Annotated in this window: 13 protein-coding genes and 3 pseudogenes; 6 read left to right on the forward strand and 10 right to left on the reverse strand. The window is 59.8% G+C overall.

The genetic code is table 11. The features are described 5' to 3' along the window. From OWC48_RS38320 to OWC48_RS38330, 3 genes are all read left to right on the forward strand, one after another. Complete coding sequence (locus OWC48_RS38320; RefSeq protein WP_282524637.1) at positions 1 to 231, forward strand: hypothetical protein; 231 nt, start codon at positions 1 to 3, stop codon at positions 229 to 231. Positions 232 to 352: 121 nt separating this feature from the next. Then, entirely contained in the window at positions 353 to 1,216 is an 864-nt protein-coding gene (locus tag OWC48_RS38325; RefSeq protein WP_282524638.1) for a leishmanolysin-related zinc metalloendopeptidase, read from the forward strand. A 60-nt stretch (positions 1,217 to 1,276) separates the two neighbouring features. Further along, positions 1,277 to 1,549 carry a hypothetical protein gene (locus OWC48_RS38330; protein ID WP_245285670.1) on the forward strand — a complete coding sequence of 91 codons (273 nt, stop codon included), beginning with the start codon at positions 1,277 to 1,279 and terminating at the stop codon, positions 1,547 to 1,549. Positions 1,550 to 1,638: 89 nt separating this feature from the next. Here the strand turns inward: OWC48_RS38330 and OWC48_RS38335 are convergent. From OWC48_RS38335 to OWC48_RS38345, 3 genes and pseudogenes are all read right to left on the reverse strand, one after another. Further along, positions 1,639 to 1,827 (reverse strand): annotated as a pseudogene (locus OWC48_RS38335) (CoA transferase); the annotation flags it as partial. 186 nt (positions 1,828 to 2,013) lie between these two features. Next, entirely contained in the window at positions 2,014 to 3,012 is a 999-nt protein-coding gene (locus tag OWC48_RS38340) for a bifunctional 2-polyprenyl-6-hydroxyphenol methylase/3-demethylubiquinol 3-O-methyltransferase UbiG (protein WP_282524639.1), read from the reverse strand. Next, positions 3,009 to 3,980, reverse strand: a complete 972-nt coding sequence (locus OWC48_RS38345; RefSeq protein ID WP_282524640.1) for a fatty acid desaturase — start codon at positions 3,978 to 3,980, stop codon at positions 3,009 to 3,011. Before OWC48_RS38345 ends, OWC48_RS38340 begins: the two co-directional genes overlap by 4 nt. Before the next feature lie 237 nt (positions 3,981 to 4,217). On the opposite strand from OWC48_RS38345, the gene OWC48_RS38350 reads away from it, so the two are divergent. After that, entirely contained in the window at positions 4,218 to 4,400 is a 183-nt protein-coding gene (locus OWC48_RS38350; RefSeq protein ID WP_282524641.1) for a hypothetical protein, read from the forward strand. Between the two features lie 205 nt (positions 4,401 to 4,605). Beyond that, entirely contained in the window at positions 4,606 to 4,797 is a 192-nt protein-coding gene (locus OWC48_RS38355) for a hypothetical protein (protein WP_282524642.1), read from the forward strand. Positions 4,798 to 4,804: 7 nt separating this feature from the next. Here the strand turns inward: OWC48_RS38355 and OWC48_RS38360 are convergent, their stop codons facing one another. The 4 genes and pseudogenes from OWC48_RS38360 to OWC48_RS38375 all read right to left on the reverse strand — a co-directional run bounded on the left by OWC48_RS38360 (position 4,805) and on the right by OWC48_RS38375 (position 8,132). Beyond that, entirely contained in the window at positions 4,805 to 5,488 is a 684-nt protein-coding gene (locus OWC48_RS38360; protein ID WP_282524643.1) for a class I SAM-dependent methyltransferase, read from the reverse strand. Between the two features lie 8 nt (positions 5,489 to 5,496). Then, positions 5,497 to 6,495, reverse strand: coding sequence for a glycosyltransferase family 2 protein (locus tag OWC48_RS38365; RefSeq protein ID WP_248888709.1), 999 nt, complete (start codon positions 6,493 to 6,495; stop codon positions 5,497 to 5,499). A 298-nt stretch (positions 6,496 to 6,793) separates the two neighbouring features. Then, positions 6,794 to 6,983, reverse strand: a pseudogene (locus OWC48_RS38370) (CoA transferase); the annotation flags it as partial. 885 nt (positions 6,984 to 7,868) lie between these two features. Then, positions 7,869 to 8,132: a hypothetical protein gene (locus OWC48_RS38375; protein ID WP_306664657.1), complete on the reverse strand. Its 264-nt coding sequence runs from the start codon at positions 8,130 to 8,132 to the stop codon at positions 7,869 to 7,871. A gap of 461 nt (positions 8,133 to 8,593) precedes the next feature. Between OWC48_RS38375 and OWC48_RS46990 the strand changes: the two genes are divergently transcribed. Then, the gene (locus OWC48_RS46990) at positions 8,594 to 8,746 is read left to right on the forward strand and encodes a hypothetical protein (RefSeq protein WP_306664658.1); all 153 of its coding nucleotides are present in this window, start codon (positions 8,594 to 8,596) and stop codon (positions 8,744 to 8,746) included. Between the two features lie 483 nt (positions 8,747 to 9,229). Here OWC48_RS46990 and OWC48_RS38385 read toward each other — a convergent pair. From OWC48_RS38385 to OWC48_RS38395, 3 genes and pseudogenes are all read right to left on the reverse strand, one after another. Next, a pseudogene (locus tag OWC48_RS38385) lies at positions 9,230 to 11,001 on the reverse strand (chloride channel protein). Between the two features lie 1,596 nt (positions 11,002 to 12,597). Continuing rightward, the gene (locus OWC48_RS38390; RefSeq protein WP_282524644.1) at positions 12,598 to 13,791 is read right to left on the reverse strand and encodes a CaiB/BaiF CoA-transferase family protein; all 1,194 of its coding nucleotides are present in this window, start codon (positions 13,789 to 13,791) and stop codon (positions 12,598 to 12,600) included. 128 nt (positions 13,792 to 13,919) lie between these two features. Continuing rightward, positions 13,920 to 14,246 carry a hypothetical protein gene (locus OWC48_RS38395; RefSeq protein ID WP_282524645.1) on the reverse strand — a complete coding sequence of 109 codons (327 nt, stop codon included), beginning with the start codon at positions 14,244 to 14,246 and terminating at the stop codon, positions 13,920 to 13,922. Positions 14,247 to 14,414 lie beyond the last annotated feature (168 nt).

Below are 14,414 nucleotides of genomic sequence, written 5' to 3' on the forward strand. Positions count from 1 at the left end.
ATGCAAAAGCCCCGGCTCGCCGGGGCTTTTGGTGTTTGCAACGTTTTCCGTGCCGACGCGATGCGGGTCGTCGCGTTGGGCCGGCCCGACCAGGACCTGAGCGAAGCTGCCGCCGTTCAAATCGGGAGAGCGAAGCTGGCGAAAATCTACCGAGCGCATCCTGATCTGGCGCTCGGTATCTGCGGTGGTCCTCGTGATCGCGGTGACGAAGAATCGAAAGCCCGGCGGTGACGCCGGGCTTTCGTTATTTCATCGTGAAACGGTCAGAGCCTGTGACGCTTCCCGCGCTTGTCAACGACGTTAATCAGCATCAGGATACAAGCGTAGATAGAGCTTCATTGATCTGTTCTTTTTGGAGGACATCATGGCAGTTGAGCATTATCGAGCCCGGAAGGGCGAGGAGATTCCACACGCGGCCGCCGCTGCAGCTCCCGGAGGCTACACGATTGAAGTTCGGTTCCTGGGCGGGCTGACGCCCAAGCAGAAGGCCGCCTTCAAGCTTGCTGCGAACCGCTGGACACACGCGATCGTCGGCGATCTGCCTGATGTCATTGTCGGTGGCGAGAGGATCAATAACCTGCGTATCACGGCGCAGGGCACCGACATTGACGGTCCCGGGAGGATTCTTGGTCAGGCAGGACCGAACCGCCTGCGCCCGCAGAATGCGGGAGCTGCTGCGTTCCTGCCGGCGACAGGTGACATGCAATTCGATACGGCCGACCTCGCGGCGATGGAGGCGGACGGCACCCTGAACGACGTCATCACGCACGAGATGGGGCACGTGATCGGCATCGGGACGATCTGGACGAACAAGAAATTGTTGAAGAGGACCCACCCGAGCAATCCGACATTCAACGGCGCCAACGCCATGCGCGAATACGGCAAGCTCCGTGGTTCCGCGGGGTCGCTGCCCGTTCCCGTCGAAAACACGGGCGGGGAGGGGACGGTGGACTCGCACTGGCGCGACACCGTGTTCGGCGCAGAGCTGATGACCGGCTTCGTCAACGTGGGCGGTAATCCGATGAGCCGGGTGACGATCGCAAGCTTGCAGGATCTCGGCTATCAGGTGAACATGGACGCTGCCCAGCCGTATCAGCTACCTGATCATCTCCATATGGCTGAGGCGGGGCTCGTTGCCGCGCATGCTGAAAAGGCAAGAGGCATCGTGCTCCCGCGGATTCCGATCACGTTGCCCGAGGAGAGCCTTGGCCCCTAAGGCTAACTCATTGCCAACCAAGGCTCCTCGGCAATTCAGGGATACAGGATCATGGAGGGCATGAAGCGACCGGAAGCGATCGTGCTTCCAGATTCGTCACTGATCCCGTCGGACTGCCTGATCTCGCCGCCGCCCAACCAGTTCACCCACGAGGTGGCGAGATCGCAGCCCTTCTATGCCTCGCAGGGCGCGCCGAGCGACCCACCGACCGGACAGTTCGAGGCGGGAGCCAAGGTCGTGCTGCTCTACCATGACGGCGGCGAGCTTTGTCGTGTCGTCGATGCTGCCGGCCGCTATGTCGGCACGCGCTTCGACGGTTTGCGCAAGATCTAGATGGTTGCGTAAGCCGTCAATGCGCGGCCGATGGTAATCCCCGCGGCGATCCGGATCCGAAAGATCGGCCGTCGAGACGCGGCCGTTCTTCACACCACCTTGGCGTTCCGGAGCGTCGCGATCTCGTCTGCACTGAGGCCGAACTCCTTCAAGATCTCGTCGGTCTGCTCGCCGAATTCCGGCGGCCGCGCCACCATCTTGCTCGGCGTGCGCGACAGCGTGACGGGTTGGCCGACCAGTCGAATGTGGCGGTCCTCGTCGTTCGGCACGTCCTGAGCGCAGGTCTTTGCGCGGGGTAATGGCTGAGAGAGGTCGGAGAATTCTCGCCAAACGGATGATCTTGCACGCAGATCTCGCAGCTCTTTTAGGCAGCGTCGGGAGTCTTCTCAGCCATGGCATTCATATGGAGCCGGGATTCAGATTGCCGTCCGGCCCGCGCGCTGATTCCTGTTGGAGCGACCGGATCACGCACCGCCAGAAATCCTGTTTGACCCCAACTTCGCCCTCGAAAGTGTTGCCGATGATGTCTCAGAAATGGATGATTGGGCCGTGAGGATGCAATTCATCTGCGACGTCTTAGAGAAAGGCATCCTGACAAAATCGAACGCCGCAAAAAGCAGATGAAAAAAGGGAGTAAGGCTGTTCTGCAGCGATGGCCGTGCAGCTGACACCTCTGCGAGGCCAACGCGCTTTAATTCGTTAATGGCGCTTACGGTCCAGAATGGGGCGCCTTGCGTATACGAGCAATTCAAAACATGAAGGCCCGCGGATTCACAGTGACGAATGAAGCTAGGTTTGGTGAAGAGAACAAAATGTCGAGGCGTGTGATATCCTCCCCAGGAACGATATCTAAAAATACGAGCGTCTAGCGAGTCGTAGTTGGGCGTTTTAATCCAAATGAGACCACCAGGAGAAAGCAGGCTCTTTGCCTTTTTCAGTATCTGGATCGGATCTGGAACGTGCTCGATCAGGTTTAGCATCAAGATCAAGTCAAACGTTTTTTCAGTCTCGAAGCCTTCAATAGGCGTGAGGTGAAAGTTGTGACCTTTGGCGCGGGCGACATCGGCCGCTCCAGCATCAATGTCTACGACGGTTGTATCAGCAATTCTGGAATCGGCTCTCTTCAGCCCGTCGAGGAGCCAACCGATTCCGCCTCCAACATCTAATGCAGACAGGCGTTCTCCATTGAGTTGTTTGGTGATTGCTTGGAAAGCCCTGTCGTCAAGACGCTTCTTGAAGCGTAGTGCCAAGGTATCGGCTGCATTGGCGTGAAACGAATAATAGTTGGATGGATAGATTTCATTCAGCCGATCCGACAGCATCGGGTAAATGAACAGAATATCGCAGCTGTCACAGCGGTAGAAATCGAAGAGCCTGCCCGATGTAAAATACTCAACGTCGTTGGCTTTCGCGAAATGACGCACAGAACCATCGGCACAAATCGGGCACGTTATTTTGGTCATGTGAACCTGAAGAGACTGAGGAACGTTTTCAAATATGTGGAGCGACGCTGCTCGATAACCGATGCTAACTCCGTCTTGAGGAGATATGCCTCCATTTCATGCAAGTTGGTATAGGAAACCTGCGGCTCCCAGTGGTGTAGTAGGTGGCGATTGAATCCCGCGGCTCCGAATACCGAAGCGAATATGCCGGGTCCAAATACCCTCGTATAAGCGCCATGATCATGCTCATTGTAATCGACACATGGATCCGCAGAGGGGTCTCTATGTTCCAGCAACTGGCGAAGAGCGCCGAAGAGGGGGAAAAACATCACGGTCCCCAGGACCCACGCGGCGCAAAAAAGTAGCTCGCGAGAAAAGAAGGAAATCGTGACGATTGCAATGTGCGCAAGGAGACCCATGGGCCTGACCCACGTGCCTCGATCGACCCTCTTGGCCTTAGCTTCGAGTTCGGTGCGCGACCGCAGCACTTCCATCACTCGGACGCCAAACAGGGCCTTGATCAGAAATGCCAGATTAAGCGAGGAGAAATAAGTCGATTCGCTGTCGTCGATTTTGCCGAGCGCGCGATGATGCTGAAAATGGGTGATGCGGTACTGCTGAACAGATGTGCCTATCATCCAAGCAACCAGAATGTTGCATAGAAAATCACTCTGTCCTCTATCAGGGGCGAAATTGAAGTGAGCGCCTTCATGAAGGAACAGTTGCAGGTAGGCGATCCAGAAGCCAATAGAGATTGCACCGGCAAACACAGTAAATAGCAGTCCATAGTCCGTTTCCATGGGCACGGCGCGGACAAACGCAAAAGTAACAATCAGCGCAAAGTAGCCGAGCGCAATATCCAGATAGAGCCTCGTATAGTTGGGCGTCAGCGTCTTGATGAAGTCCGCGTATCTGAGACCTTCGTCATTTACGAGAAATGGCCTTAGTTCCTGAAACCTTCGCGAATAGTCATCATTACTATCGATCATTGGCCGTCACCCCGGAGATGGTTCGCCGCCTGAGCGTGCGCCGAGCGTCATTGGTTTCGCCCCCGTCTGGCTCAAGTTGAAGAGGTCAGGTTAATATTTCCATTCCCGGTCCATCCTCCGATAGACGCGTTGAGCGAGAACGGACAGCGAACGGCAGCCGGGCGCAACAAATCGATGGATCATTAGATTCCCCCAGCGGGGCGACAATTTAATTCGCAACCTTTAATCGAGCAACTCATGACCGACCCTTCGGCGCCGATACCAAGTTGCGCACCGTCTCACTTCTACAATTCGCCTGGTGGCGCTACGGCTATCGCGCAGTCGCCGACTACCGGCGCGAGCGGTGGCGTTAACGGTGGGCTCGGCGGCTCCGAGGCGCGGCCGCGCAATATCGCGCTGTTTGCGTGGATCAAATACTGAGAACTCGCTATGAAAATCTGGAATTACAGCTCAGAAGCCGGCGAGGTCCTTACTGAGAGCGCCGCCGATCCCTGTGCCGTGCAGGAAGACGTTTAGTCAATCCCGGCTTTCGCGACGAATGTCCCATTCGCGAACGGAGCTTGATTCGTCATGCTGGAAGCCGTTCTTCTGCTACTAGGAATTGGAGCGCTGGCTCTTGTAGTGATTGCCTTCTGGGGCGCGTCAATTTGGCCCCATCAGGCGCGATTTTCTCAAGCTGCTCGACGAATACAAGCTTGATGCGACACTGCTTGAGCTGGACACGCCGGGGGTCACGCTGCTCCACTGCCTGCCGGACTGGCAATGCATCTTCAGCGACAATGTGGCGGTCGCCCATCGGCGGTTGGATGTGTTGTAGAAATAGTTCAGGCGGTACCAAAGGCGGCGTATTGGGCGCCGAGCGGAATACGCCTCAAGGCGCCCTCGACGCGGCGTGCCGGCTCTGCCTCCCAGGGCAACAGTAGGAAATGATGCGCGCCGATCTTCTGCAAACCGCTAGCCGCCATCAATCTCCGAGCCTTGCGAGCGCTGAGCAACACGGCGTCGCGATCGAATTCGCAGCGCGCAACGGCAAGGCGGGTAAGCGGATTGAGGGGATTGTGCTCGATGATGCAGATAAGGCCCCCCGGGCGCGCCACGCGCCGCATCTCATTGATGAAGTTGGTCCATTGGGCAGGCGCGACGTGGTGCAGCACGCAAATCGCAGTCACGATATCGAAACTGTCGTCGTCGAAGGGAAAGCTCCTGCCGTCGAAGGCGCGGTACTCGCTGCCGGGATTGTCGGCGCGCGCCTGCTCGATACTCTCCGATGAAACATCGATGCCGGTCAGGCTGCCGACCATGCCGCGCAGCAACGGATGAAAGCTGCCGACGCCGCAACCGACGTCGAGCATCGCGGGTCTCGCCGATCCGAGACGCCGCGCCATCAGGTCGCGCAGGAGGTCGGCTTTGGAGCGCATGAAGAAGCTGTGGGGCAGGCCCGAGAAGTCGATCGATGATTGGACGACGTCCCGGTAATTGCTGCGGTACTGGTCGAAGAGCTCGCTCATGTGGCTCACTATTCGTGCATGGCGTGAGCTGCGGCGCTCGCCGGCGCAGCCTGGGCGCGATCGAAGCCCAACCGCTTCTGCACGACGTAGAGTGGACGGTGTTTCACCTCGGCATGAATTCGGCCGATGTAGAGGCCGACGATGCCCGTCATGAGCATGTTAAGTCCGCATAGGAGCGATATGACGACCATGGTCGAGGACCAGCCGGCAACCAGGTGGCTGTCCTTGCTCATCCACAGCACTAGCACCCAGCCGCCGTAGAGGAGGGCCAGGCACGACACCGCGAGCCCACACCAGATTGCCAGGCGTAAGGGCACATCGGAAAAGCCGAGCGCTGCAGCCAACGCAAGACGGGTCATCTTGAGCAGAGGATATTTTGTCTCGCCGGCCGCGCGCTCAAGGCGATGGAAGGTCACTTCAGTCTGCCGGAAGCCGAGCCAGGCGATCATGCCGCGCACGAAGCGGTCCCGCTCCGGCATCTGGCGCAGCGCGTCGAGCACCTTGCGATCGATCAGGCGGAAGTCACCGACGTCGGCCGGAATCCGAACCGAGGTCATGCGCCCGAGTATCCGGTAGAACAGATGGGCCGTCGAGCGCTTAAACCGGCTTTCACCAGCGCGCGACAGGCGCCGCGCATAGACGACTTCGTAACCTTCTTCCCATTTGGCGATGAGTTGCTCCACGACCTCAGGTGGGTCCTGCAGATCGGCATCCATAACCACAATCGCTTGGCCCTGCGCCGCGTCCATGCCGGCGGTAATAGCGACTTGGTGGCCGAAATTGCGCGACAGGCCGATCAAGCGATAGCGCGGATCGCGTTTGACGAGTGCTTCCAGCACGATGGTGCCGGAATCGCTGCTGCCATCGTCGACGATAATGACCTCCGCCGCGCCGTTGAGCCGGGTCAGCAGCAGGTCGAGCCGGCGCAGCAATATCGGGAGAACGGCCTCCTCATTGAAGACCGGGACAATGATGCTGTAGCTAACCGTCCGGGAATCGATCGCCATTGGGGTTCATTCCGCTTTGATGGGTTGAAATCTAGAGCACTTGTGGTTAAAGCAGCCTTGCATGAACAACTAGGAACGGCCGGAACGGAGACTCTTTTTTCGTGAAAACCGGGATGGAGGGTCAATCAGGCTTATCCGGTCGGGGCCGGCGGCCCCGAACGGACAGGCATCCAACGTTCTACCCAATGCGAGACTGCCCCTGTCGTGAGCGGACTCAGACGACGCCCGCCTCCCTTAGTCATTCGATGCCCTGCGCGGTCTGATCGAAGCCCGGCCGCTTGTGATAGGGGCCGTCCTAGCCGAAGCCGGAGATGCTGCCATAGACGATGCCCGGATTGATCGTATGCCGAGCTTCTTCTAGACGTCGGGCCGGAAATTCTCGACCACCACGTCCGCCTTGGCCGCGAGACGCTTGAACACGGCGAGCTCGCGTTCGTCCTTCAGGTCAGCGTCATCACCCGCTTGTTGCGGTGCAAGTTCTGGGAGTCCTGGTCAAACGGTTTGGGCGGCTCGACCATAAGCTGGCAGTCTGCCGCTCTTCTGGGCGAGGCGGATCGAGGCAGCGGCCGAACCCGCGTTGCAGCAACCAGCGCAGAAGATCTCCTGCGTATCATACGGTTATTTGTCATTTCAAACTAGGCCACTGTCGCCGGACACAGGCCAGCGCCAAAGATATGTGAGAACAAAGCGCGCCACTATGGAGAACGGGCCCGCCAGCTATCGATCGTCCTGGGAGGCAAGAACGGCGGCGAGCCCGCCATAGACGCTCAGATCGATCTTCCGCCAGGAGGCTTCCACTCCACCGACCAGCGTTCAAGCCCCTGATTCCAGTCACGAACTAGCGACCGCACGCGCCAGCGATGACACGAAGATTTTGAACCTTTCTCGGGGCCAAGGCACTACCCTGATAGTCTTGAGGGTACGGTTCTATGACTATCGTTCATATCGTCGGCTGGGTTTTATTGGCAGCGGTGCTGGTGGCTACGCTGAGCATAAAGAAAAGGCCGTTGTGTTGAGCGGAGTTGCTTGGTGCCTTACCAGGGAAGGTTAGCGATCGCGTAGGCAACAATCGCGAGTAGCGCAATCCAACCGAACGACACGCACCAAGACCTAACCGCACGATGCGTGCTAAGGCCCCGCGTAGCACGGCTCACAGCGATAAAATCATCCATACCACCCCCAAAGCGTTGTAGATCGACAGCACGACAAAGCTGAACAGATAAGTTCGTTCCGCCCAATCCATAAGCGTCCCCTGCTTATGCAACCTTTGGTATTCCATATCGCGCTTAATTGCATGCGAAAAGAAAGCAACATTGACCTAAACGCACCGGCGTCGCATTCGAATACGATGTGATCGAGTGATGAGCGGATAATCAGGGCCACATCGTTGGTGGGTCGAGGGCCTTGCGGCCCGCCGCTTTCAACGCGTCGGTTGAGAGCTGTCCGTGTGCTGCGGCATCCAGCAGCTTCGAGGCAACGTCCGCTCTGGCGCCCGTCTCGCTTACAGGAATATTTTCGCAAACTTCCTCGAGCACCGCCCTGAGCAGCGCAGTTATTTCAGCATCAAACACGCCGAACTCCCGAAATTGAGAGGATACTGAACGCTGCACAAGCGGAATATATTCGCTCGGCAGCATTCGCCGCGTATTCCGGTCTGGGCTCTGAAATCCCAGCGCCCGCCAAACTGGCACCCGCCTGTCAAAGTAATGTGACAGCCTTCTCGGCCGCGTCAACGGGGAGTTTGCCGGGCGTGCAAAAAAGCGCCCCAGCGCGAACGGACGGGTCCTCTATACTCATATGCGGACCCGAGGTAATTGCGTCACCGTCTCCGCCGATCAATGTTACTGTGGCCCAGGAAGAACAAACCCGCCAGCATGCCAATAGTGGCCGGTATGACAAACCTGAGACAGTCCATGACGCACCGCCTCTCAGCAAAGGAATCGCCCGTTCAATAAAACTGACGGGCCTTCGGCGGGGTTCCGCGTCAGCGATAAAAACTCGCCAGCCGGAGTTGGCGTGGCGCAGACGTACGACCGGACTTCAACTGGAACGCCAAAGGGCCTATCGGTGGCATGGGCTATTGGTAACCGGGGGCGGTGTGAAGGAACGAGGATGGCGTCGGCCGTTCGAGGATCCGACCAGGATCGGTGATCGCGTACTGGTGACGCTGATCGACGCCGGCGAGTACATCGCCACGCTGCCGAAGAAAGAGCACTCCGCGCCGGAATGGCAAGCCGCGATGCAGCACTGATCCTGGCGGCGGAAGGCGGCAGCCCGACAATGTTTGCCCGTATCGGAATCATGCGACCATTGAACCGCCAAAAACCGAATGAACAGAGGCGGCCTTACCGTTGGCGCCTGCGCTCAGCTCTAACATCGAAATAGGTAATCACCGCGAACGTGGCGCCAACTGCCAAAATGGCCACAACGCCGACAATTAGCAACAGGGGATCCATAGCCGGGTCAGTATTTCTGCAGCGTCCGGTATGGGCAACTCACGAATGATTAGCGCATGCAACAAGCTCTCGCTGTAATTGCTTTTGGAACGGCTCTTTCTCTTGCTAGGACGAGCCTTTGGCAGGGAATACGGCTCGCTTGGGTCTGCTATACAGCGTTTTATGGCTCCTTCTTCCTCGCTGGATAGCTATCGCATGATACGAACTAGCAAAGAGAGTTGTATGACATCGTCGGCGAGGCGCATCCGCTGTCTAAAGCCGCGCTTCGTTAAGGGCGGTTACCTTTTCTGACGGGCTGCGGCGCCAAGGCCGATGAAGGCCGAGCGCTGCTTCTCGACGGACCTTGCGGTGGCTCGAATGCGCAGGATATCCTTGCGGGCAACCAGGCCGACGAGATGCCCGGTCGCGCGTTCGACGATCGGCACGCGCCCGACGTCGGCCAGAACCATCCGATCCGCAAGATGTGACACCGGTTCGTCGGGATAGCCGAGTGTGAGCGAGCGATCCGATGCGCAGTCGAACAAGGTGTCGCGACCGTCGGCGCTTTCCGCGCGCCAGCGCAAGACGTCCGCGCGGCCCACGAGACCCGAGACCTGACCGCCTGCATCGATCAGCGGGTAGGACTTGTGACGCCGCTCGTCCCCGGAGAAGAACGACATCGCTTCGCCGACCGTCATCGTTCCGGGCAGCGTATCGACGTCCGTCACCATCACTTCGTTGACGCGCAGCAGTTCGAAGGGATCGATACCGTATTCGCGCACCACATGCTGGCCGCGCCGCGCGATCTTCTCCGTGAGGATCGAGCGCCTGAGCAGCAGCACGGTGAGCGCATAGGAGGCGCTCGTGGCAATCAGAAGCGATCCGAGCAGCGGAAAGTCGCCAGTCAGTTCAACGGCGAACAGGATACCGGTCAACGGCGAGCGCATGGTGCCGCCCATCATCGCGGCCATGCCGGCGAGCGCGCATGCCCCATGCGGCCCCGGCAGCAATTGTCCTTCGAGCCAGCCGACGCAGCCGCCGAAAACGAGAAGCGGCGCGAGGACGCCCCCGGATGTGCCCGACGCGAGAGCGACGATCCAGATCGCGGACTTTACCAGCAGGATCAGCACCGCGACTGATACCACAACGTTGTCGTTGAGCAGGTCGCCGATGATGTCGTAGCCGACACCGAGGGCCCGCGGTTCGATCAAGCCGCCGGCGCCGACGAACAGTCCGCCGATCGCCGGCCACCACATCCAGTGGATCGGCAGGTGACTGAAAAAAACCTCGACCTTGTACAGCAGCGTGGTCAGCAATCCCGATTGCAATCCCGCGACCACGCCGACGCCGACGCAGGCAAGCGGCCCCCACCGCCGGCGAACGGAAACAATGCGCCGCTGCCGATCAGCCAGGGCCGCAGCGACGACGAGACCACGCAGGCGGCGATCACGGGGATCAGGCTGCGCGGCTTCAGCTCGAACAGGAGAAGCTCGACGGCGAGCATGACGGCCGCGATCGGTGTTCCGAAGATGGCCGTCATGCCTGCCGCGGCACCGGCCACCAGCAACGCCTTGCGTTCGGCCGCGCTGAGGTGGAAGCATTGCGCGAAGAGAGAGCCGACCGCACCGCCGGTCATGATGATCGGACCCTCTGCACCGAATGGCCCGCCGGTGCCGATCGATATCGCCGACGATAGGGGCTTGAGGACGGCGACTTTCGATTGCAAACGGCTGCCGCCGATCAGAATCGCCTCGATCGCCTCGGGAATACCGTGGCCGCGAATTTTGTCGGAACCGAAGCGCGCCATCAGGCCGATGACGAGGCCGCCAAAGGCCGGGGCCGCAACCATCCAGGCGTCGGGTTTCAAATTGGCTGTCGGGAGGGTCTGCGTGCTCAGCGTGTGCAGCCACACGGCATTTGTGACGAGCGCGATGGCGCGCAGCAACAGCCATGCCGTACCGGCGCCACCCGCGCCGACAAAGACCGCCATGGCGACCAGCATGAGAACGCGCCGGTCTGTCGTGAAGTCGCCGAGGCGCGGCAGGGAATTGGCGGGGATGGGGCGGGGCATCTTGTCCGATCGGGATAACGCGATTGTGAGGATGATGAAGCGGCGCCGATCACATCGGCCGGCGCCGGAAATATATCGTAGAGCGATATAAATCAACGGATCATTGCTGGCAGGAAGGCCGGTTCGCAGATCAGGCGAGAAGGCGGCCTAGCGCGGCAGCTCGGGAATCCGGGTGATGCAGGCATGGGCTCGGCACCGCCTCAGATGCGCGCCGGAGCAGACCGCCAGGTACGATTTGAGCTGGACAACAACGATGACCCGCGGTTCTGCTCCCCTGGAGCTTGATATTCTTCGGTCCGAGATCGCGTTGGCAGATCGCTTCAGGCAGGCCCGCGAGACGATCCCCAAGCCGTGCGCAGGCCCTAGCGGGCCGTGCGCGTTAGCGCTGCACGACGTCAAACGACCTTCGCTCGTCTCAGTTCGGAAGTTTCGTCAGGCGCGAAGCGGCGGCCGCGCCACCGTCTTGCTCGGCGTACGCGACAGCGTGACGGGGCTGCCCGACCAGGCGGATTGAAAGTCGAGCATGAAGATCTGGGCTTGGAGCAGCGAGGTCTGCAGGCACTGGCACTTGCCCGGGACCTCGCGCTCGAGCAGGCCGGTGAGGATACCATGTTAAAGAAAGGCCGGCCGCGGGTCGGCGACGGGAAGGCTAAAATCCGCAAGCTCCCGCACGGGAACTCCGTGCCGGCCCTTCGTTTATCTGCAATTGTCGATCGTCCCATTTTGTTCCGCCATTGCGAGAAGGCCGGCAAGCCCTGTAGGCATGCTGCTGTTCCGCGGCAGACAATGCAGTGCCGACTTGTTAACATGTCACTTTTGTGCCCAATTGCGCACTGTTTAAGACACCTAGATCCTGTGGTTTGAGAAGATCATGCGAGTAGAGCGCCTTCGCCTTTTATTTTTTGGAGCTTTGTTCAAGTTCCGAGATCAGTGGAAAGTTCGGTCCATGCCCCTCGTGTGTCCGAACTGTCTTGAGCGCGCATCAGACGGTGCTTTTGCGAAACGACGATGGTCGGTAAGCGAGGAGGAGCTGCGTTGTGATGCTTGCGGCACAGCAAGCGACATCTCCGGATGGCGACTGGCGGCGGACTATCGGAGGCCCGACAAATTTCCTCTTTCAGCAGCGCAACATTGAAAGAGCTCTCACCACTTGTCTTCTTAACATGAGGGTCCCTGCGGTGTTTTCTAGGTGATCCGACCACGCCTAAGTTGAACGGGTCAGAAGCAGGAAGTTGGTGAAGGGGATTGGCGGTTTTGCAATCGCGCACGTGGCCAGCGCTCAGCTTGAGGCATGATACAGGAGGGAGCAACTGGGAGTCCGCGCGTTAGGCTGCGAGCGTGACGTGTTGATCGAAGAAGCGCTGCTTCAACCTCGAATTCAGCCTGTAGTGCGAAGATTTTCTACTGCCGTTAAAGGGGTTTTGCGGTTGGAGACGGCCCAATGGATCTCGCATCAACCCGAGCCTTTGGCCCCGTGCAGTTAGTTTGGTTGGGGACGTTGATTCCCGCCTGCCGCCACCGGGCAATCAACGACGCGCGCCGTCTAGCCACTCACCCGTTGGCCCCCACTCTCCTGGCTAGGACCAGATTCGGGACCTACACCACTTTGGCTCGCTTTAATACGGCGATTTCATCAACCTCGAACCCGAACTCCTTCAGCACATCGTCCGTCTGCTCCCCAAACTCCGGGGGCCGCGCCACCATCTTGCTCGGCGTGCGCGACAGCGTGACGGGCTGCCCGACCAGGCGGATTGCGCGGTTCTCGCCGTTCGGCACATCCTGCGCGATGCCGAGATGTTTGACCTGCGCGTCCTCGAACATCTGGTCGATGGCGTAGATCGGCCCGCAGGGCACGCCGGCGTCGTTGAGCTCCCTGACCCAGGTCTCGGTCGACTTGGTCACGGTGCGCTTCTCAAGCTCGGCGTTGAGCGCGTCCCGGTTCTTGGAGCGTGAGGGCGCGGTCGCATAGTCGGGATGGCTAAAGAGCTCGGGGGCGCCGATCGCCTGCGCGCAACGCTCCCAGATCCGTCCGCCCGTGGTGGCGATGTTGATGTAGCCGTCCGAAGTCTTGAACACGCCGGTCGGGATGCTGGTCGGGTGGTTGTTGCCGGCCTGCTTGGCGACTTCCTTCTCCATCAGCCAGCGCGCGGCCTGAAAGTCGAGCATGAAGATTTGGGCCTGCAGCAGCGAGGTCTGCACCCATTGTCCCTCGCCGGACACCTCGCGCTCGAGCAGCGCGGTGAGGATGCCCATGGCGCAGAACAGGCCGGCCGTGAGGTCGGCGACGGGAATGCCGACCCGCATCGGTCCTTCGCCCGGCGCGCCGGTGATCGACATCAGTCCGCCCATGCCCTGCGCGATCTGATCGAAGCCGGGGCGTTTGTGATAGGGCCCGTCCTGGCCGAAGCCAGAGATGCTGCCATAGACGATGCGCGGATTGATCTCGCGCAGACTCTCATAGTCGATGCCGAGCTTATTCTTCACGTCGGGACGGAAATTCTCGACCACGACATCGGCCTTGGCGGCGAGGCGCTTGAACACGGCGAGCCCGCGCTCGTCCTTCAGGTTCAGCGTCATCGCCCGCTTGTTGCGATGCAAATTCTGGAAGTCGGAACCCCGCCGCGGCCCGCCCGGCTGCTCGCCGCCGGAATCCTCGGTCAGCGCGTCAATCTTGACGACATTGGCGCCCCAGTCCGCAAGCTGCCGCACGCAGGTGGGCCCGGACCGGACACGGGTCAGATCGAGCACGGTGAAGCGCGACAGGGCTTCCGAGGCTTGCGGAAAGGGCATTTAAGGGCTCCGGGGCAGATTCGGGAGCCACCATAGTGCCGAAACATCATGCGGCAAGTCTGCGCCGGCGCGGATGCCGCCTGTCAAAATGCAGTGCTTGGTGCGGTTTGCTGCGCTGCATGAAGGGATCAGCGCGACAGGCGCTTCAGCTCGTCGCGTGCCTGCTCGGCCAGCGGGTCATCGCCGTGGCGCGCAATGAAGAGCTCGAACGCCTCCCGGGTTCCCTTCTGACGCGCGGTCTCGTATTCCCGGGTGACCGTCGCCGCGGGGTCGCGGGCCATCGGCATGGAGGGGGCGCGTCCCGCCTTACCGCTTTCATTGCCTTTGTCCTTGCCGCCGTCGTCTGCATTGGCTTTCCCGACCATGGCGAGCTGTTCTCCGATGGGCAGACGATCCGGCCCGGCGAACACGGCCAGGAACCCGATGAGACCGACTGAAAATGGGCCTGGTTTCATGATTTCCTTTACAGATCATACCCGCAGGCGGGACCTGAATCCTTGCCCTTGGCCCGTACCGCTACTTGATTTGATGGCTAATACGGCCTTATGAAAGGGGGCCGGAGGCCGCTGCCGAATTTTAACCAAACGTATATCTCTCAAGTTAGAATCACGCGCCTTCGTCCG

It is taken from the genome of Bradyrhizobium sp. Arg816, from assembly GCF_029989365.1.
Classification (GTDB): Bacteria; Pseudomonadota; Alphaproteobacteria; order Rhizobiales; family Xanthobacteraceae; genus Bradyrhizobium.

What these genes read in the sequence shown, in the direction of transcription:
- OWC48_RS38320 (WP_282524637.1), top strand. Translation starts at nt 1, where the DNA reads ATGCAAAAGCCCCGGCTCGCCGGGGCTTTTGGTGTTTGCAACGTTTTC.
- OWC48_RS38330 (WP_245285670.1), top strand. Translation starts at nt 1,277, where the DNA reads ATGAAGCGACCGGAAGCGATCGTGCTTCCAGATTCGTCACTGATCCCG.
- OWC48_RS38340 (WP_282524639.1), bottom strand. Translation starts at nt 3,012, where the DNA reads ATGACCAAAATAACGTGCCCGATTTGTGCCGATGGTTCTGTGCGTCAT.
- OWC48_RS38345 (WP_282524640.1), bottom strand. Translation starts at nt 3,980, where the DNA reads ATGATCGATAGTAATGATGACTATTCGCGAAGGTTTCAGGAACTAAGG.
- OWC48_RS38350 (WP_282524641.1), top strand. Translation starts at nt 4,218, where the DNA reads ATGACCGACCCTTCGGCGCCGATACCAAGTTGCGCACCGTCTCACTTC.
- OWC48_RS38360 (WP_282524643.1), bottom strand. Translation starts at nt 5,488, where the DNA reads ATGAGCGAGCTCTTCGACCAGTACCGCAGCAATTACCGGGACGTCGTC.
- OWC48_RS38365 (WP_248888709.1), bottom strand. Translation starts at nt 6,495, where the DNA reads ATGGCGATCGATTCCCGGACGGTTAGCTACAGCATCATTGTCCCGGTC.
- OWC48_RS38375 (WP_306664657.1), bottom strand. Translation starts at nt 8,132, where the DNA reads ATGCTGCCGAGCGAATATATTCCGCTTGTGCAGCGTTCAGTATCCTCT.
- OWC48_RS38390 (WP_282524644.1), bottom strand. Translation starts at nt 13,791, where the DNA reads ATGCCCTTTCCGCAAGCCTCGGAAGCCCTGTCGCGCTTCACCGTGCTC.
- OWC48_RS38395 (WP_282524645.1), bottom strand. Translation starts at nt 14,246, where the DNA reads ATGAAACCAGGCCCATTTTCAGTCGGTCTCATCGGGTTCCTGGCCGTG.